A 16,783-nucleotide genomic window follows, 5' to 3' on the forward strand; every position below is an offset into this window, starting at 1 on the left:
TGGGACGCCCCCTGGGGTCCGTCAGGCGCTGGCCACGAACTCCTGGGCCGCCGCTTCCTTCTCCAGCAGGATGAGCCGGACGCCGTCCGTACCCGTGGCGTCGCCGACCCGGGCGTATCCGGCCCGCCGGTAGAGCCGGAGGTTGCTCTCGCTGCGGTGTCCGGTGTGCAGCCGGAAGCGGGTGGCGGCGCGGTCGGCCGCCAGGGCCGCTTCCGCCGCGTTCAGCAGCCGGGTGCCGAGCCCGTGCCCCTGGAGCCGGGGGTGGACGCAGAGCTTGCCGATCCGGCCCGTACCGTCCCGGTCGGTGAATCCGCGTACCGAGCCCACGACTTCGTCGCCGAGGCGGGCCACGAACACCAGGTCGTCGGCGACTTCGCCGCGTACCGTGTCGAGACTCTGGACGAGCGGGTCGATCCGGTAGTTGTCGTACAGCTCGGCCTCGCGCTGGAAGCAGAGGTACTGGAGCCGGAAGATCTGCTCCACGTCCTGTGCCGTCGCCGCAGAGATGATCACGCTCATGCCCATGTGTGCACGCCTCCCGCTCACCTGTCCGCCCGGTTGCCTAACGCCCTCTTCCCCGCAGTTCGGGGGCGACAACCTCCGCCGCCAGCATTCTGCGCAGACATCCAAGGCAACGGGAACGGATGGGGCCCAAACTCCCCTGTGACATACCCAACTCCCCTGCGATTTCGCGGTAGGTCGGGTCGGTGGGCGCCAGCATCGCGTCAAGCAGCCGGGAGCAGCGTCCGGGCAGCCGGGCCATCGCGGCGCGCAGCGCCCGGCGTTCGGCCGCCCCGAGCGCGGCGCGTTCCGGGCTGCCGGCGGCCGGGGCGGCGGGTTCGGTTCCGGCGTACGGGCGCTCCCGCCGGGCTGTGCGGCGCCCCTTGCGGGCTTCCGCGCGGACGGTGTCGCGCACCCAGCGGGCCGGGTCGCGGGGCGCCACGGCCACGGCGGGGCGTTCCAGCAGCCGCAGCCATACGGTCTGTTCGAGGTCGGCGGGGTCGAGCCCTGCGGCGGGTGCCTCGGCTCTCGCCTCCGCCCGCACCAGGGGCTGTAAGGCGCGGACGACGAGGGTGGTGGCGGCGGTCCGGTCGGGTCCATGATCGAGAAGCGTCATGTCCCGGCAAACGTGGTGGCGGCCCGGCCGGTTGCCCCGCGCGCCCGGTACCACCCGACCGGGGCAGGCACGGGCCCGGTGCTGACGCCGAGCCGCTACGCGCGTCAGCACCGGCAAGAGCTCAGCGCCCGTCGAAGTCCGCCGCGGCGAGCAGGGCGGTGTCCGGGTGGTCGGAGAAGATGCCGTCGATGCCGGTGGCGAAGTACGCGGCGGCGGCGCCGAAGACGTCACCGTAGGCGTTGGGGTCGCTCCCGCGCCGGAAGTCGGCGGGCAGGAAGCTGTTCTCGTTGCGCAGCGTGTAGGGGTGCAGGAGCAGCCCGCGCGCGTGCGCGTCCCTCACCAGCGCGGTCGGCGTGGTGAGCCGGCCCGCGGCGTCCTTGGGGATGACCAGGTCGAGCGTGGGGCCGATGCCCTGGGCGTAGGAGGCGATCCACTTCAGCCCGGCGGGGGTCACGAGGTCGGCCACCGTGCGCGGGTCACCCGACTCGACGAAGTCCCAGGGGCGGGTCGTCGGGCCGGAGAGCAGCACGATGCGCGGGGTGTCCACCAGCCGGGCGAGGCGCTGGACGGAGCTCGGCTCGAAGGACTGGAGGATGAGCGGTGAGTTCCTGCGGTCCCGGCCGTAGCGGCGCAGCAGCCGGGCGAGCGGCTCCTCCAGGCCGAGGCCCAGGCTCCGGAAGTAGGTGGGGTGCTTGGTCTCCACGTACAGCCAGACGGGCTTTCTGCGCTTGCGGCCCTCCTGGTCGGCCCAGCGCAGGACCTCCTCGAAGGTGGGGATGGTCCAGCGGCCGTCGTAGAGGGTGTTGTCGGGGCGGTTGCCGGGGATGCGCTCCGTGGCCCGCAGGGTCTTGAGCTCGGCGAGGGTGAAGTCCTCGGTGAACCAGCCGGTGTAGCTGACGCCGTCGATCTTCTTGGTGGCCTTGCGGCCGGCGAACTCGGGGTGGTCGGCGACGTCCGTGGTGGCGGTGATGTCGTTCTCGTGCCGGCAGACCAGGTGGCCGTCCTTGGTGGGCACGAGGTCCTGCTCGACGATGTGCGCGCCCAGGTCGAGTGCCAGCTGATAGGAGCCGAGGGTGTGCTCGGGGCGGTAGCCACTGGCCCCGCGGTGGCCGATCACCGTCGGCACGGGCAGGTCCCGCAGCGAGCCGAGGCCGCGCCCGTGGCCGCCGCTTCCCCGCTCGGCGGCCTGTGCCTGTGCCGTACCGGCCAGGCCCAGCGCGGCGGTGGAGAGGACGGCGGCGCCCAGAAGGGCCCGCCGTCCGGGGGTGCCGGGCACACGCTCCGTCATGAGTGCTCCTCGCTCGGTTCTGTCCTGGAATCTGTCGGGCGGGGCCCGATCGTAGGCAGCCGGGCGGGTCCGCGGGGCGGATCAGGGGCGAACATGGCGGAAACACACGTCAACATCGCGTATCCACTCCGTGAACCCGATGTGCGATCAGTGCATACCCGCGAGTATCGTCCTCACCTGCACAGTCCAACACTTCGCACCACCGGACACCACCGCGCACCACACCCCGTACCACCTCACTCGCCCCGGCCGGCCCGGCCACGACACCGGAGGAACCGTTGTCCCGTCTCACGGTCATCAAGGCAGTGCTCGGACCGATTCTGCGCCTGATGTTCCGCCCACAGGTGGAGGGCGCGGAGAACATTCCGGGGACCGGGCCGGTGATCCTCGCGGGCAACCACCTCACCTTCATCGACTCGATGATCATGCCGATCTGCTGCGACCGGCCGGTGTTCTACATCGGCAAGGACGAGTACGTGACCGGCAAAGGGCTCAAGGGCCGCCTGATGGCCTGGTTCTTCACCGGCTGCGGCATGATCCCGGTGGACCGGGACGGCGGCCGGGGCGGGGTCGCGGCGCTGATGACCGGGCGCCGGGTGCTGGAGGAGGGCCAGGCCTTCGCGATCTACCCGGAGGGCACCCGCTCCCCCGACGGCCGGCTCTACCGGGGCCGTACGGGGATCGCGCGGCTGACGCTGATGACGGGCGCACCCGTGGTCCCGTTCGCCATGATCGGCACCGACAAGCTCCAGCCGGGCGGCGCCGGGCTGCCCCGGCCGGGCAAGGTCACGGTGCGCTTCGGCGAGCCGATGGAGTTCTCCCGGTACGAGGGCATGGACCGCGACCGCTATGTGCTGCGGGCGGTGACCGACTCGGTGATGTCCGAGGTGATGCGGCTCTCCGGCCAGGAGTACGTGGACATGTACGCGACGAAAGCCAAGGCGGCCTGACCTCGTAGAGCCTGCCGCGCCCGTTCCGCGGAAGGGCCCGCGCCCCTGCCGGGCGCGGGCCCCCTTGCGTGTGCGGGAACTACGGGTGCTCGATGCCGTCCTCCAGCTTCTGGCCCCGCAGCAGGAACCACGCGGCGAAGGCCGCCGCCAGGAGCACCGCCGACCCGACGCCCGCGGCGGACCGCAGCCCGTCGACGAACGCCTCCTGGGCCGCCGAGACCAGCGGGCCCGCCTGGGCGGCGGGCAGGGCGGTCGCCGCCTCGACGGCGCCGCCGAGCGACTCGTGGGCCGCCGATGCGACATCGGCGGGGATGCCCGCCGGAGTCGGGAAGTCGCGGTAGACACCGGTGACGATGGAGCCGAGCAGGGCGATACCGAGGGCGGCCCCGAGTTCGTACGCCGTCTCCGAGACGGCCGACGCCGAGCCGGCCTGCTCCTGCGGAACGCTGGAGAGGATGACGTCGGCGGTGACGGTGAACGAGAACCCGGCGCCGACGCCGACGACCAGCAGCATGGAGCCGAGCAGCGGGTAGCCGGTGTGCTGGTCGAGCAGGGTCACCGTACCCAGCGCGAGACCGACCGCGCCGAGTCCGCCCGCCACGACCGAGCGCACCGAGAACCGGCGGGCGGCGAATCCGGCCAGCAGACCGGCGGTCACCGCGCCGATGGCGGCGGGCAGTTCGGCCAGGCCCGCCTCCAGCGGCCCCCTGCCCTGCACCAGTTGCAGGAACTGGGAGAGGAAGAAGACCAGGCCCGACAGGCCGAGGATGGTCAGCAGGTCCGCGAGGACAGCGCCGGAGAAGCCCCGGTGGTGGAAGAGTCTCATGTCGAGCAGGGGGGCGGGCAGGTGGAGCTGCCTGCGGACGAACCAGGTGAGGGCGGCGGCGCCGAGCAAGGCCGCCACCACCGGCCCCCAGCCCAGCCCGTGCGAGGCCGTCTCCTTGATGGCGTACACGATGCCGATCATGCCGACCAGGGAGAGCCCGACGCTGAGCATGTCCCACGGGCCGGGGGCCGGGTTCTTGGACTCCGGGATCAGCTTGACGCCGACGACGACGAGCACGGCCATCACGGGCAGGTTGATCAGGAAGACCGAACCCCACCAGAAGTGTTCGAGCAGGAATCCGCCGACGACCGGCCCGACGGCCGCACCCGCCGAGGCCATCGCACCCCAGATCCCGATGGCGAGGCTGCGCTCGCGCGGGTCGTGGAAGAGGCTGCGGATCAGGGCGAGGGTGGACGGCATCAGGGTGGCGCCCGCGACACCGAGCAGCGCCCGGGCCACGATCATCATCTCGGGCGTGGTCGCGTACGCGTTGAGCACGGAGACCGCGCCGAACGCCACGGCACCGACCAGCAGCAGCTTCTTGCGGCCGATGCGGTCGCCGAGGGAGCCCATCGAGACGAGCAGACCGGCGATGACGAAGGAGTAGACGTCACCGATCCAGAGCAGCTGGTTGCCGGTGGGAGCGAGGTCCTCGCTGAGGAACGGGGTGGCGAGGCCGAGGACGGTGGCGTCGACGGCCACCAGCAGCACGGCGAGGACGAGCACGGCGAGCGCGATCCACCGCCCGGGGCGGCGTACCTCGTCCGTGGTCTTGGGGTGCTGGTCGATGCTGGTCACTGCTCCACGCTCCGGCGGGCTCCGCCGAGCAGCAGCTCGACGATCATGTACTGGAAGTCCTGTGTGGCGACCCGTCCGACCTGGACGGCCCAGGCCCCGGTGCCGATGAGCCCGTAGAGGGCCTCGGTCAGCCAGGCGGGGGTGAGGTCGATACGGAATTCGCCGCGTTCCTGGCCGCGGCGGAAGAAGGCGGAGACCCGGGCGTCGGCCCGGTTCCAGCCCTCGTTGACCTGGTCGCCCTCGAAGAGCTGGTTCTCCGTGACGAGGAACGAGAGCAGGCCGGCGCTGGGCTCGACGGCCGCGATGAGGCGGCGCAGCCCCTCCTCGGAGGTGCCCTCGTCGAGCCGGGCGGCGTCCAGGGCCGCCTCGAACTCCTGGATACCGAGATCCTCCAGCGCCTTCACCAGCGCGTCGCGTCCGGCGAAGTGACGGTGGAGGGTGGCGCGGCCGATACCGGCTGCTTTGGCGACCTCGTCCATGGTGGCGGTCGATTTGTGGGTCAGCAGGGCGGCGGCGCTGCGCAGCACCTGCTCACGGTCGAGAGTCATGAGACGAGCTTAACCCAAGTGAGACAAGCTTGTCTCATTGAGGGGGTGCGCGATCCAGGGTCCTGCACTCGGTGTGTGAGGTGTGCCGCGAGGAGCCTGGAATCCATCGGGCGGCGGGCGGGGGCGGCAGGAGGTGGACCCACTCCTTGCCACTCTCAACATATAGCGCATGGGGGGTCTTGCCGCAAGGCCCCCCATATGCCGCAGAATCGACGGCCGGAGTTCAGACGGGGCCCTTCCCGCCGACCCTGTTCCCAGACATTCCACGACTGAACGGACGCCGTGAACCCCCTCCCCACCAGCGCTTTCCGCCTCCCCGATCACCTCTCCCCCAAGGCCGGCCCGGCCCTGATCGCCGACGACGAGCAGCACTTCGCGGCCATCGCCCGGACCCTCGACGAGTCGATCGCCGAGCTGACCGGCCGCCTTGCCGCCGAGCGCAGGGCGCCCGGCGGCAAGGGCCGGCAGGCGCTGGACCGGGACGCGGAGATCCACCGGCTCACCGCCCGCCTGCGCACCCTGCGCCGCTTCGGGCTCGACCTGTGCCTCGGGCGTATGGTCGCCGAGGACGGCTCCGAACCCGTGTACGTCGGCCGGCTCGGCCTCACCGACAGCGAGGGCCGCCGGCTGCTGGTCGACTGGCGCTCCGCCGCCGCCGAGCCGTTCTTCGGCGCCACCCACGCCAACCCGATGGGTCTGGCGAGCCGCCGCCGATACCGCTGGACCGGCGGCCGGATCAGCGACTACTGGGACGAGGTGTTCGCCCCGGACGCCTTCGCCGGGCATGCCGCGCTCGACGACCAGTCCGCCTTCATCGCCAGCCTGGGCTCCAACCGCTCGGAGCGCATGCGCGACGTGCTGGGCACCATCCAGGCCGACCAGGACGCCATCATCCGCGCGAGCTCCCGGGGTGCGCTCGTCGTGGACGGCGGGCCTGGTACGGGAAAGACGGTCGTCGCCCTGCACCGCTCGGCGTACCTCCTGTACTCGGACCCGCGCCTCGCCCACCGGCGGGGCGGCGTCCTGTTCGTCGGCCCGTCCCGGCCCTACCTGGGGTACGTCGCCGATGTCCTGCCGAGTCTCGGGGAGGAGGGCGTCAGGACCTGCACCCTGCGGGACCTGGTGGAGGAAGGGGGCACGGCGGCGGCCGAGGCCGAACCGGAGGTGGCCCGGCTGAAGGCGTCGGCGGAGCTGGTGAAGGCGGTGGAGGCGGCGGTCCGGTTCTACGAGGAGCCGCCCACCGGGTCCATGACGGTCACGACCCCCTGGTCCGAGGTCCGGCTGGGCGCGGCCGACTGGGCCGTGGCGTTCGAAGCCGCCGGACCCGGCGCCGTACACAACGACGCGCGCGACCAGGTCTGGGAGGAGCTGCTCACGCTCCTGGTGGAGAAGCACGACGGTGACGACGTCTCTCCGGACCTCCTCCGGAAGGCGTTCGGGCAGGACAGGGAACTGGCCGCCGCCTTCGACCGGGCGTGGCCCCTGCTGGACGCGGCCGAAATCGTCGGGGACCTGTGGTCGGTCCCCGCGTACCTCCGCATGGCCGCCCCCTGGCTCACCCGGGACGAGGTGCGGCTGTTGCAGCGCGCGGACGCACAGGCCTGGACGGTCTCCGACCTGCCGGTCCTGGACGCGGCGCGGCAGCGGGTCGGTGACCCCGAGGCGTGGCGGCGCAGGCGTCGGCACAGCGCAGCCCTGGCCGCGGAACGCGCGGGCATGGCCCAGGTCATCGACGCGCTGCTCGCGGACGAGACCCTCGCCGACGCCGATGCCGACAGCGAGGGCGCGCTGGTCATGCTGCACGGCCAGGACATGAAGGACACCCTGGTCGACCCGGCCGCGTCCACCGGTACCGAACCGGACCGGCTGGCGGGACCGTTCGCGCACATCGTCGTGGACGAGGCGCAGGAGCTGACCGACGCCGAGTGGCAGATGCTGCTGGTGCGGTGCCCGTCCCGGAGCTTCACCATCGTCGGGGACCGCGCCCAGGCCCGGCACGGGTTCACCGAACCGTGGCGGGAGCGTCTGGAGCGGGTCGGGCTCGACCGGGTCGCCCTGGCCTCCCTGACCGTCAACTACCGGACACCGGCGGAGGTCATGGCGGAGGCCGAGCCGGTGATCCGGGCGGTGCTGCCGGACGCCAACGTGCCGACCTCGATCCGTTCCGGCGGCCTGCCGGTCGTCCACGGTTCGGCAGCGGACCTGGATGCGGTCCTGGACGCGTGGCTCGCCGCACATGCCGAGGGGATCGCGTGTGTCATCGGCGATCCCACGTTCCGGGCGACGCCCCGGGTACGTTCGCTGACGCCGGAGCTGTCGAAGGGCCTCGAATTCGACCTGGTGGTGCTCGTCGGCCCGGAGGCGTTCGGCGAGGGCGTCGAGGGGGCGGTCGACCGGTATGTCGCGATGACCCGGGCGACTCAGGAGCTCGTCGTCCTGACGAGCTCCTGAGGCGGCGCGGTTTCCCTCTCAGTGCCAGGGAAGGGCCGCGCGGTGGCGCCAGTACGACTCCGGCTCCTCCACCAGGGCGTCCAGCCGGGCCCGCTGCTCCTCGTCGAGGTCGACGACGGCGGCGTGCAGGTTCCCGGCGAGCTGGGTGACGGTGGCGGCGCCCGAGAGGACGACCCCGGCCCAGGGCTGGTGCAGGACGAGGGCCAGGGCCACCGCGTCGCCGCCCACCCCCGCGTCGGCGGCGATCTCGCGGAACACGGCGGGAGCCTCGTCCCCGGCCAGGCGCCCGTTGGCCATGCCCTCCTTGACGATCACCGTGAGCCCGGCGTCGTGCGCCTCGGCGAGGGCGGGCGCGGCCGAGGTCTCCAGGGCGTTGTAGGTGGCCTGGACCGTACGGAAGAGGGGGTTGCCGTCGACCGTGAGCGCGAGCGCGGCCCGGATGGCGTCGGCCTGGGCGGGGCCGCTGGTGGAGAAGCCGACGGCGACCCCCTCGGCGGCGAGGGCCGCCAGGCGCTCGTGGAGCTCCTTGTCGGCGAGGGCCGGGCTGTCGGGGGTGAGCGAGTGGATCTGGTAGAGGTCGAGCCGGTCGCCGAGGAGTTCGCGGGTCTCGGCGCGCTGGCGCTCGAAGGTGGCGAGGCCGTGGTCCTTGACCTCGTGCGCCTCGGCGTCGGTGCTCCAGTCGGCGGTGTAGGTGTACCCCCACTTGGAGCCGACGACGAGGTCGGTGAAGGAGGGCCTGGCGTCCAGCCACTCGCCCAGGAACTCCTCGGCGCGGCCGTAGGAGCGGGCCGCGTCGACGTAGCGGACGCCCTGCGCGTACGCCGCGTCCAGCAACTCGTGCGTACGGGCGCGCAGGTCCTCCACGTCCCGGCCCCCGGGGAAGTCCTGGTCGCGGTGGAGGTTGATGTATCCGGGCCTGCCGACGGCTGCGAGGCCCAGTCCGATGTGGGCGGTCGGGGTCGTCGCGGTGGCCAGGGCGGTGAAGGGCATCGCGGGCTCCTCGGGGTCGGTTGCGGATACTCCTACCCCGGTCAACGTAGCCCGCGACACCTCTCGTACACCTGCGACGACACCGTACGTACGCCGCCCGGGCGCGCGGGCGTACGCACGCGACGCGGTACCCCTACCGGCGGGCGGTCGCCCAGGCGTTCTGGGCCTCCAGGTCCTTCTTCACCTCGGCGAGCTGTACGGCGACGGCGGAGGGGGCCGTTCCGCCCCGGCCGTTGCGGGAGGCGAGGGCGCCGCGCACGTTGAGGACCGTGCGGACCTCCGGGGTGAGGTGCTCGGAGATCGAGGCGAACTGCTCGTCGGTGAGCTCGTCGAGCTCGATGCCGTGCTGCTCGCACTCCTTGACGCAGGCGCCGGCGACTTCGTGCGCGACCCGGAACGGAACGCCCTGCCGGACCAGCCACTCCGCGATGTCGGTGGCGAGCGAGAAGCCGGCGGGAGCCAGCTCCTCCATGCGCTCGCGGTTGACGGTGAGGGTGGCCATCATGCCGGTGAAGGCGGGGAGCAGGACTTCGAGCTGGTCGCAGGAGTCGAAGACGGGCTCCTTGTCCTCCTGGAGGTCGCGGTTGTACGCGAGCGGGAGGGCCTTCAGCGTGGCGAGCAGGCCGGTCAGGTTGCCGATGAGACGGCCGGACTTGCCCCGGGCCAGCTCCGCGATGTCCGGGTTCTTCTTCTGCGGCATAATCGAGGAGCCGGTGGAGAAGGCGTCGTGGAGGGTGACGAAGGAGAACTCCTTCGTGTTCCAGATGATGACCTCCTCGGCGATCCGGGAGAGGTTGACGCCGATCATCGCGGTGATGAAGGCGAACTCGGCGACGAAGTCCCGCGAAGCGGTGCCGTCGATGGAGTTGGCGACCGAACCGTGCTCGAAGCCGAGGTCGGCGGCGACCGCCTCCGGATCGAGCCCGAGCGAGGAGCCGGCGAGCGCGCCGGAGCCGTACGGGGAGACGGCCGTGCGCTCGTCCCACTGGCGCAGCCGCTCGGCGTCCCGGGACAGCGACTGCACATGGGCGAGCACGTGGTGGGCGAAGAGCACCGGCTGGGCGTGCTGGAGGTGGGTGCGGCCGGGCATCGCCACGTCCGGGTGGGCCTCGGCGAGGCCGACCAGCGCGCCCTGGAGGTCGGCGATGAGGCCGCCGATGATCCGGGCGTGGTCGCGCAGGTACATCCGGAAGAGGGTGGCGATCTGGTCGTTGCGCGACCGGCCGGCCCGCAGCTTGCCGCCGAGGTCGGGGCCGAGGCGCTCCAGGAGTCCGCGCTCCAGGGCGGTGTGGACGTCCTCGTCGGCGATGGTCCCGGTGAAGGAGCCGTCCGCGACATCGGCTTCGAGCCGGTCGAGGCCGTCCTGCATCCGGGTCAGCTCGTCCTCGGTGAGCAGGCCCGCCTTGTTGAGGACGCGTGCGTGGGCGCGGGAGCCGGCGATGTCGTACGGCGCGAGCCGCCAGTCGAAGTGGACGGAGGCCGACAGCTTGGCCAGCGCCTCGGCCGGTCCGTCGGCGAAACGCGCGCCCCAGAGCCGGACGTCACCGTTGTTGCTGCTCACTGCGTGCTCCTCAAAAGGCAAAGGCCAAGGCAAAGACGAAAGCGAAGGCAAGGTGCGGATATGCGGCCGCCTCCCTGCCGCGTGCGGACGGGGAGGCGGCTGTACAACGAGGGAGGGTCAGGCGAGGTCGCGCTTGGCGGCGATCTTCGAGGAGAGACCGAAGAGCTCGATGAAGCCCTGCGCCTTGGACTGGTCGAAGGTGTCGCCCGAGTCGTAGGTGGCGAGGTTGAAGTCGTACAGCGACTCGTCGGACTTCCGGCCGGTGACGACGGCGCGGCCGGCGTGCAGGGTCATCCGGATGTCGCCGGTGACGTGCTGGTTGGCCTCGTTGATGAAGCCGTCCAGGGCCCGCTTCAGCGGGGAGAACCACAGGCCGTCGTAGACCATCTCGCCCCAGCGCTGCTCGACCTGCCGCTTGTAGCGGGCCAGCTCGCGCTCGACGGTGACGTTCTCCAGCTCCTGGTGGGCGGTGATCAGCGCGATCGCGCCGGGCGCCTCGTACACCTCACGGGACTTGATGCCCACGAGCCGGTCCTCGACCATGTCGATCCGGCCGATGCCCTGGGCACCGGCCCGCTCGTTGAGCTGCTGGATCGCCTGGAGGACGGTGACGGGACGGCCGTCGATGGCGACCGGCACGCCCTCCTTGAAGGAGATGACGACCTCGTCGGCCTCGCGCGGGGTGGCCGGGTTGGAGGTGTACTCGTAGATGTCCTCGATCGGCGCGTTCCAGATGTCCTCCAGGAAGCCCGTCTCGACGGCCCGCCCGAAGACGTTCTGGTCGATGGAGTACGGGGACTTCTTGGTGGTCGCGATCGGGAGGTTCTTCTCCTCGCAGAAGGCGATCGCCTTGTCCCGGGTCATCGCGTAGTCGCGGACCGGGGCGATGCACTTCAGGTCGGGGCCGAGCGCGGAGATACCGGCCTCGAAGCGGACCTGGTCGTTGCCCTTGCCGGTGCAGCCGTGGGCGACGATCCCGGCGTTGTGCTTCCTGGCGGCGGCGACGAGGTGCTTGACGATCGTCGGCCGGGAGAGGGCCGAGACCAGCGGATAGCGGTCCATGTAGAGGGCGTTGGCCTTGATCGCCGGGAGGCAGTACTCCTCGGCGAACTCGTCCTTGGCGTCCGCGACCTCGGCTTCGACGGCACCGCAGGCGAGCGCGCGCTTGCGGATGACGTCCAGGTCCTCGCCGCCCTGGCCGACGTCCACGGCAACGGCGATGACCTCGGCGCCCGTCTCCTCGGCGATCCAGCCGATGGCGACGGAGGTGTCCAGGCCGCCTGAGTAGGCGAGTACGACGCGCTCGGTCACGGGTTTCTCCTTACGGTGCAATCACTGATGGGTATAACTATGCAGTGGTCCGTATGCTTTGTCAAAGACGCTGGTCAGGCGTGGTGGCGCGGAGCGATCGGCCTTCGCGAGCCACCACACTTCGAGCGGTCGGGGCGGCACGGACCGGCCGCTCGGCGGCGAACGAGGTGAGCGTGTCGCCGGTTCCGGTCGCGGCGATCAGCGCGCCGGCCGAGACCGCGGGGCGGGAGAAGCCCTCTCCGGGGACGCCGCTCGCGGAGTGGGCCGCTGGGCCGTACGGAGCAGGTCCGGTGGGCCGTCGCCCGCGGCCGCCGTACGGTCCGGAGCATGCGCCGACCTCTGCTGACCCTCGCCGTACTCCTCACCCTGTCCCTCGGCTCCCTCGGGGCCGGCCCCTCCGACGCCCCTCCGCTGCCGGACCGGCTGTCGGAGACGGGCGGCGGCTCCCAGCTCATCACCGCCGAGGCCCCGGACACCACATCCACGACGGGCACGGTGACCTGGTGGGAGCGGCGCGGGGGCAGGTGGGTGGCGGCGGGGTCCGCGCCGGCCCGGTTCGGGGCGAACGGGCTGGCCGATGGCGCCACCCGCGAGCAGGGCACCAGCACCACCCCGACCGGCCTGTACGACCTGCCGTACGCCTTCGGCATCCAGGAGGCCCCAGCAGGGGCGCGGTACGCGTACCGCAGGGTGAACGAGGACTCCTGGTGGTGCCAGGACAACGCCTCGGCGTCGTACAACCGCTGGGTGGAACCGCGCCCCGCCGACTGCCGGGCGGACGAGGCCGAGCATCTGGTGTCGTACGGCACGCAGTACGCCCACGCGCTGGTGATCGGCTTCAACTACGACCGTCCCGTACGCAACCGGGGCGCCGGGATCTTCCTGCATGTGAACGGGCGCGGGGCGACGGCCGGGTGTGTCTCCGTCCCTGCGGACGCCATGGCTCAGATCCTGGCCTGGGCGGACCCGGCGCGCGAACCGCACATCGCGGTCGGGACCAGCGCGGGCCCGACCGCGATCACGCGCTACTAGTTCGCAGGTCACCGGTCGTTCTGAGCGAGCCTCAGCAGATGGTCGGCAAGCGCCTGGCCGCCGTTCGGGTCGCGGCTGATGAGCATCAGCGTGTCGTCGCCGGCGATCGTGCCGAGGATGTCGTGCAGTTCGGCCTGGTCGATGGCCGAGGCGAGGAACTGCGCGGCGCCCGGCGGCGTACGCAGCACCACCAGGTTGGCCGAGGCCTCCGCCGAGATGAGCAGTTCGGCCGAGAGCCTGCGCATCCGCTCCTCCTTGGCCGAGCCGCCCAGCGGCGCCTGCGGGGTGCGGAATCCGCCCTCGCTCGGCACCGCGTAGATCAGTTCGCCGCCGGTGTTGCGGATCTTGACCGCGCCCAGCTCGTCGAGGTCGCGGGAGAGCGTCGCCTGGGTGACGCTCAGCCCGTCGTCGGCGAGGAGCTTGGCCAGCTGGCTCTGCGAACGGACCGGCTGCCGGTTCAGGATGTCCACGATCCGGCGGTGGCGGGCGGTGCGGGTCTGCGGCACGGACGGTCCGCCGTGCTCGGTCTCCTGCGCCTCGGTCATCGTCGTCGCCTCATTCTCCGGAGGGTCATGCTCCGGATCGTCCGTCCCCGTGTGCCGCGTCGAGAGCGCTCGGCAGGATCCGCAGGAACGCGTCCACCTCCGCGTCACCGATGATCAGCGGCGGCATGAGCCGTACGACATCGGGGGCGGGCGCGTTCACCAGGAGGCCGGCTCCCTGGGCCGCCTGCTGCACCTGCGGTGCGAGGGGTCCGGTGAGCACGATACCCAGCAGCAGGCCACTGCCGCGGACGTGGGAGACCAGCGGGTGTCCCAGCGCCTCGACGCCGTCGCGGATCTTCTCGCCGAGCCGCTTGACGTTGTCGAGCGCGCCGTCGGCCGCGAGAGTGTCCAGGACGGCGAGTCCGGCGGCACAAGCGACCGGGTTGCCACCGAACGTCGTGCCGTGGTGACCCGGCTTCAGCAGGTCGGCCGCCGGGCCGAACGCGACGGTCGCGCCGATCGGGAGGCCGCCGCCGAGCCCCTTGGCGAGGGTGACGAGGTCCGGCTCGACGCCCTGGTGGGCCTGGTGCTCGAACCACTGGCCGCAGCGGCCGATCCCGGTCTGGACCTCGTCCAGGACGAGCAGGGTGCCGGTCGCCCGGGTGATCTCCCTGGCCGCCTCCAGATAGCCCTTGGGCGGGACGACGACACCGTTCTCGCCCTGGATCGGCTCGATGATGACCAGGGCGGTGTCGTTGGTCACCGCCGCGCGCAGGGCGTCGACGTCCCCGTACGGAACGTGCGTGACGTCACCGGGCAGCGGGCGGAAGGGCTCCTGCTTCCCCGGCTGGCCGGTGAGGGCGAGCGCGCCCATCGTCCGGCCGTGGAAGCCGCCGTCGGTGGCGACCATGTGGGTGCGCCCGGTGAGCCGGCCGATCTTGAAGGCGGCCTCGTTGGCCTCGGCGCCGGAGTTGGCGAAGAAGACCCGTCCCGGGCGGCCGAAGAGCTGGAGCAGCCGCTCGGCGAGGGCGACCGGCGGTTCGGCGATGAAGAGGTTCGATACGTGGCCGAGGGAGGCGACCTGGGTGGAGACGGCCTCGACGACGGCCGGGTGGGCGTGGCCGAGGGCGTTGACCGCGATGCCGCCGACGAAGTCGAGGTAGCGGGTGCCGTCCTCGGCCCAGACGTACGCGCCTTCGCCGCGGACGAGCGGCAGGCGGGGCGTGCCGTAGTTGTCCATCAGCGCGCCCTGCCAGCGCGAAGTGAGTCCAGCGGCTGCTGCGCCGGTCATGATTCCCCCTGTCCAGGTACTCCGTGTACGTCGATGGGGGCGTCCGGCACGACCATCGTGCCGATGCCCTCGTCGGTGAAGATCTCCAGCAGGATCGAGTGCTGGACCCGGCCGTCGATGACCCGGGCCGTCTCGACGCCGTTGCGCACGGCGTGCAGACACCCCTGCATCTTGGGGACCATGCCGCTGGACAGTTCGGGCAGCAGCTTCTCCAGCTGACTGGCGGTCAGCCGGCTGATCACGTCGTCGCTGTTGGGCCAGTCCTCGTACAGCCCCTCGACATCGGTGAGGACCATCAGCGTCTCGGCGTTCAGGGCGGCGGCGAGCGCGGCGGCCGCGGTGTCGGCGTTGACGTTGTAGACGTGGTGGTCGTCGGCGGAGCGGGCGATGGAGGAGACGACCGGGATGCGGCCGTCGTCGAGCAGCGCCTGGATGGCCCCGGTGTCGATGGCGGTGATCTCGCCGACCCGGCCGATGTCGACGGACTCGCCGTCGATGGTGGGCCGGTGCTGGGTGGCGGTGATGGTGTGGGCGTCCTCGCCGGTCATGCCGACGGCGAGGGGGCCGTGCTGGTTGAGGAGGCCGACCAGTTCGCGCTGGACCTGTCCGGCGAGCACCATCCGTACGACGTCCATGGCCTCGGGGGTGGTGACCCGGAGCCCCGCCTTGAACTCGCTGACCAGGCCCTGTTTGTCGAGCTGGGCGCTGATCTGCGGGCCGCCGCCGTGCACGACGACGGGCTTGAGCCCGGCGTGCCGCAGGAAGACCACGTCCTGGGCGAAGGCGGCCTTCAGCTCCTCGTCGATCATGGCGTTGCCGCCGAACTTGATGACGACGGTCCTGCCGTTGTGCCGGGTCAGCCAGGGCAGCGCCTCGATGAGGATCTGCGCCTTCGGGAGTGCGGTGTGCTTCCGCGCGGCGCTCATGAGCTGTACGCGCTGTTCTCGTGGACGTAGTCCGCGGTGAGGTCGTTGGCCCAGATGACGGCCGACTCGGTGCCCGCGGCGAGGTCGGCGGTGACCTTGACCTCCCGGTAGCGCATGTCGACGAGGTCGCGGTCCTCCCCCACCCCCCCGTTCCGGCAGACCCAGACGTCGTTGATGGCGACGTTGAGCTGGTCCGGTTCGAAGGCGGCCTTCGTGGTGCCGATGGCGGAGAGGACACGACCCCAGTTGGGATCTTCGCCGTGGATCGCGCACTTGAGGAGGTTGTTCCGTGCGATGGACCGGCCGACCTCGACGGCGTCGTCCTCGGTGGCCGCGTTGACCACCTCGATCCGGATGTCCTTGGAGGCGCCCTCGGCGTCGCCGATGAGCTGCCGGGCGAGGTCGGCGCAGACGGCCTGTACGGCCTCGGCGAAGTCGCCCTGCTCCGGGGTGATGCCGCTGGCGCCGGAGGCGAGCAGCAGCACGGTGTCGTTGGTGGACATGCAGCCGTCGGAGTCGACCCGGTCGAAGGTGGTCCGGGTGGCCTCGCGCAGGGCGGCGTCCAGCGCGGGGGCTTCGACATCGGCGTCGGTGGTCAGGACGACGAGCATGGTGGCGAGGCCGGGGGCGAGCATGCCCGCGCCCTTGGCCATGCCGCCGACGGTCCAGCCCTCGCCGCCCGCGACGGCCGTCTTGTGCACGGTGTCGGTGGTCTTGATGGCGATGGCGGCCTTCTCACCGCCGTGCTCGCTGAGGGCGGCGGCGGCCTGCTCGATGCCGGGGAGCAGCCTGTCCATGGGGAGCAGGATGCCGATGAGCCCGGTGGAGGCGACGGCGACCTCGCCGGCGCTGTGGCCCTCCAGCACCTCGGCGACCTTCTCGGCGGTGGCGTGCGTGTCCTGGAACCCCTTGGGGCCCGTACAGGCGTTGGCGCCACCGGAGTTGAGGACGACGGCGGTGACCTCTGTGCCCTTGAGGACCTGCTCCGACCAGAGCACCGGGGCTGCCTTGACGCGGTTGGAGGTGAAGACGCCCGCGGCGGCGCGACGCGGCCCGTGGTTGACCACGAGGGCCAGGTCCGGGTTGCCGCTCTCCTTGATCCCCGCGGCGATGCCCGCCGCCGAGAATCCCTGTGCTGCCGTGACGCTCACTGCATCTCCTTGTTCGCTTCTCCGACCGCGCAGCGCAGCGGCGCGGCTTTCGTGGCCC

General features: G+C 71.7%; 15 protein-coding genes and 1 pseudogene. 3 read left to right on the plus strand and 13 right to left on the minus strand.

Going from position 1 to position 16,783, the window contains the following annotated elements; translation table 11 throughout:
- Positions 1–21 precede the first annotated feature (21 nt).
- The 3 genes from ABZ154_RS02220 to ABZ154_RS02230 form a co-directional block, all read right to left on the minus strand.
- Complete coding sequence (locus ABZ154_RS02220) at positions 22–525, minus strand: GNAT family N-acetyltransferase (RefSeq protein WP_356828209.1); 504 nt, start codon at positions 523–525, stop codon at positions 22–24.
- A 37-nt stretch (positions 526–562) separates the two neighbouring features.
- Positions 563–1,117: a sigma-70 family RNA polymerase sigma factor gene (locus ABZ154_RS02225; protein WP_356828211.1), complete on the minus strand. Its 555-nt coding sequence runs from the start codon at positions 1,115–1,117 to the stop codon at positions 563–565.
- Between the two features lie 121 nt (positions 1,118–1,238).
- A complete protein-coding gene (locus ABZ154_RS02230) occupies positions 1,239–2,405 on the minus strand; it encodes a glycerophosphodiester phosphodiesterase (protein ID WP_356828213.1) in 1,167 nt (388 codons plus the stop codon).
- 278 nt (positions 2,406–2,683) lie between these two features.
- Here ABZ154_RS02230 and ABZ154_RS02235 point away from each other — a divergent pair, with 278 nt between their 5' ends.
- Positions 2,684–3,355: a lysophospholipid acyltransferase family protein gene (locus ABZ154_RS02235; protein WP_073881854.1), complete on the plus strand. Its 672-nt coding sequence runs from the start codon at positions 2,684–2,686 to the stop codon at positions 3,353–3,355.
- 79 nt (positions 3,356–3,434) lie between these two features.
- On the opposite strand, the gene ABZ154_RS02240 is transcribed toward ABZ154_RS02235, so the two are convergent.
- Entirely contained in the window at positions 3,435–4,979 is a 1,545-nt protein-coding gene (locus tag ABZ154_RS02240) for an MFS transporter (protein ID WP_356828215.1), read from the minus strand.
- Entirely contained in the window at positions 4,976–5,527 is a 552-nt protein-coding gene (locus tag ABZ154_RS02245; protein ID WP_015607434.1) for a TetR/AcrR family transcriptional regulator, read from the minus strand. Before ABZ154_RS02245 ends, ABZ154_RS02240 begins: the two co-directional genes overlap by 4 nt.
- A 282-nt stretch (positions 5,528–5,809) precedes the next feature.
- On the opposite strand from ABZ154_RS02245, the gene helR reads away from it, so the two are divergent.
- Positions 5,810–7,978, plus strand: a complete 2,169-nt coding sequence (gene helR, locus ABZ154_RS02250) for an RNA polymerase recycling motor ATPase HelR (protein ID WP_356828217.1) — start codon at positions 5,810–5,812, stop codon at positions 7,976–7,978.
- 18 nt (positions 7,979–7,996) lie between these two features.
- Here helR and ABZ154_RS02255 read toward each other — a convergent pair whose 3' ends face one another.
- From ABZ154_RS02255 to ABZ154_RS02270, 4 genes and pseudogenes are all read right to left on the minus strand, one after another.
- On the minus strand, positions 7,997–8,968 hold the full coding sequence (locus ABZ154_RS02255; RefSeq protein ID WP_356828219.1) for an aldo/keto reductase: 972 nt from the start codon (positions 8,966–8,968) through the stop codon (positions 7,997–7,999).
- Positions 8,969–9,101: 133 nt separating this feature from the next.
- Positions 9,102–10,529: an argininosuccinate lyase gene (gene argH, locus ABZ154_RS02260; protein ID WP_356828221.1), complete on the minus strand. Its 1,428-nt coding sequence runs from the start codon at positions 10,527–10,529 to the stop codon at positions 9,102–9,104.
- A 117-nt stretch (positions 10,530–10,646) separates the two neighbouring features.
- Positions 10,647–11,840: an argininosuccinate synthase gene (locus ABZ154_RS02265; protein WP_356828223.1), complete on the minus strand. Its 1,194-nt coding sequence runs from the start codon at positions 11,838–11,840 to the stop codon at positions 10,647–10,649.
- A gap of 151 nt (positions 11,841–11,991) precedes the next feature.
- A pseudogene (locus ABZ154_RS02270) lies at positions 11,992–12,096 on the minus strand (chlorophyllase); the annotation flags it as partial.
- Between the two features lie 71 nt (positions 12,097–12,167).
- Between ABZ154_RS02270 and ABZ154_RS02275 the strand changes: the two are divergent.
- Positions 12,168–12,872, plus strand: a complete 705-nt coding sequence (locus ABZ154_RS02275) for a L,D-transpeptidase family protein (protein WP_356828225.1) — start codon at positions 12,168–12,170, stop codon at positions 12,870–12,872.
- 8 nt (positions 12,873–12,880) lie between these two features.
- On the opposite strand, the gene ABZ154_RS02280 is transcribed toward ABZ154_RS02275, so the two are convergent.
- From ABZ154_RS02280 to argJ, 4 genes are read right to left on the minus strand one after another with little or no spacing between them, the layout of a single operon-like run.
- Positions 12,881–13,417, minus strand: coding sequence for an arginine repressor (locus ABZ154_RS02280; protein WP_019764598.1), 537 nt, complete (start codon positions 13,415–13,417; stop codon positions 12,881–12,883).
- A 25-nt stretch (positions 13,418–13,442) separates the two neighbouring features.
- Positions 13,443–14,648 carry an acetylornithine transaminase gene (locus ABZ154_RS02285; RefSeq protein WP_356828227.1) on the minus strand — a complete coding sequence of 402 codons (1,206 nt, stop codon included), beginning with the start codon at positions 14,646–14,648 and terminating at the stop codon, positions 13,443–13,445.
- A complete protein-coding gene (argB, locus tag ABZ154_RS02290; RefSeq protein WP_356828229.1) occupies positions 14,645–15,574 on the minus strand; it encodes an acetylglutamate kinase in 930 nt (309 codons plus the stop codon). Before argB ends, ABZ154_RS02285 begins: the two co-directional genes overlap by 4 nt.
- On the minus strand, positions 15,571–16,725 hold the full coding sequence (gene argJ, locus ABZ154_RS02295; protein WP_356828231.1) for a bifunctional glutamate N-acetyltransferase/amino-acid acetyltransferase ArgJ: 1,155 nt from the start codon (positions 16,723–16,725) through the stop codon (positions 15,571–15,573). The genes argB and argJ overlap by 4 nt, the downstream gene beginning before the upstream one ends.
- Positions 16,726–16,783: the final 58 nt, after the last annotated feature.

It is taken from the genome of Streptomyces sp. NPDC006261 (genome assembly GCF_040613515.1).
Classification (GTDB): Bacteria; Actinomycetota; Actinomycetes; order Streptomycetales; family Streptomycetaceae; genus Streptomyces.

Bases quoted from the DNA above. Each gene is read 5' to 3' on its own strand.
- ABZ154_RS02220 (WP_356828209.1), bottom strand. From the start codon at position 525: ATGGGCATGAGCGTGATCATCTCTGCGGCGACGGCACAGGACGTGGAG.
- ABZ154_RS02225 (WP_356828211.1), bottom strand. From the start codon at position 1,117: ATGACGCTTCTCGATCATGGACCCGACCGGACCGCCGCCACCACCCTC.
- ABZ154_RS02230 (WP_356828213.1), bottom strand. From the start codon at position 2,405: ATGACGGAGCGTGTGCCCGGCACCCCCGGACGGCGGGCCCTTCTGGGC.
- ABZ154_RS02245 (WP_015607434.1), bottom strand. From the start codon at position 5,527: ATGACTCTCGACCGTGAGCAGGTGCTGCGCAGCGCCGCCGCCCTGCTG.
- ABZ154_RS02255 (WP_356828219.1), bottom strand. From the start codon at position 8,968: ATGCCCTTCACCGCCCTGGCCACCGCGACGACCCCGACCGCCCACATC.
- ABZ154_RS02275 (WP_356828225.1), top strand. From the start codon at position 12,168: ATGCGCCGACCTCTGCTGACCCTCGCCGTACTCCTCACCCTGTCCCTC.
- ABZ154_RS02280 (WP_019764598.1), bottom strand. From the start codon at position 13,417: ATGACCGAGGCGCAGGAGACCGAGCACGGCGGACCGTCCGTGCCGCAG.
- ABZ154_RS02285 (WP_356828227.1), bottom strand. From the start codon at position 14,648: ATGACCGGCGCAGCAGCCGCTGGACTCACTTCGCGCTGGCAGGGCGCG.
- argB (WP_356828229.1), bottom strand. From the start codon at position 15,574: ATGAGCGCCGCGCGGAAGCACACCGCACTCCCGAAGGCGCAGATCCTC.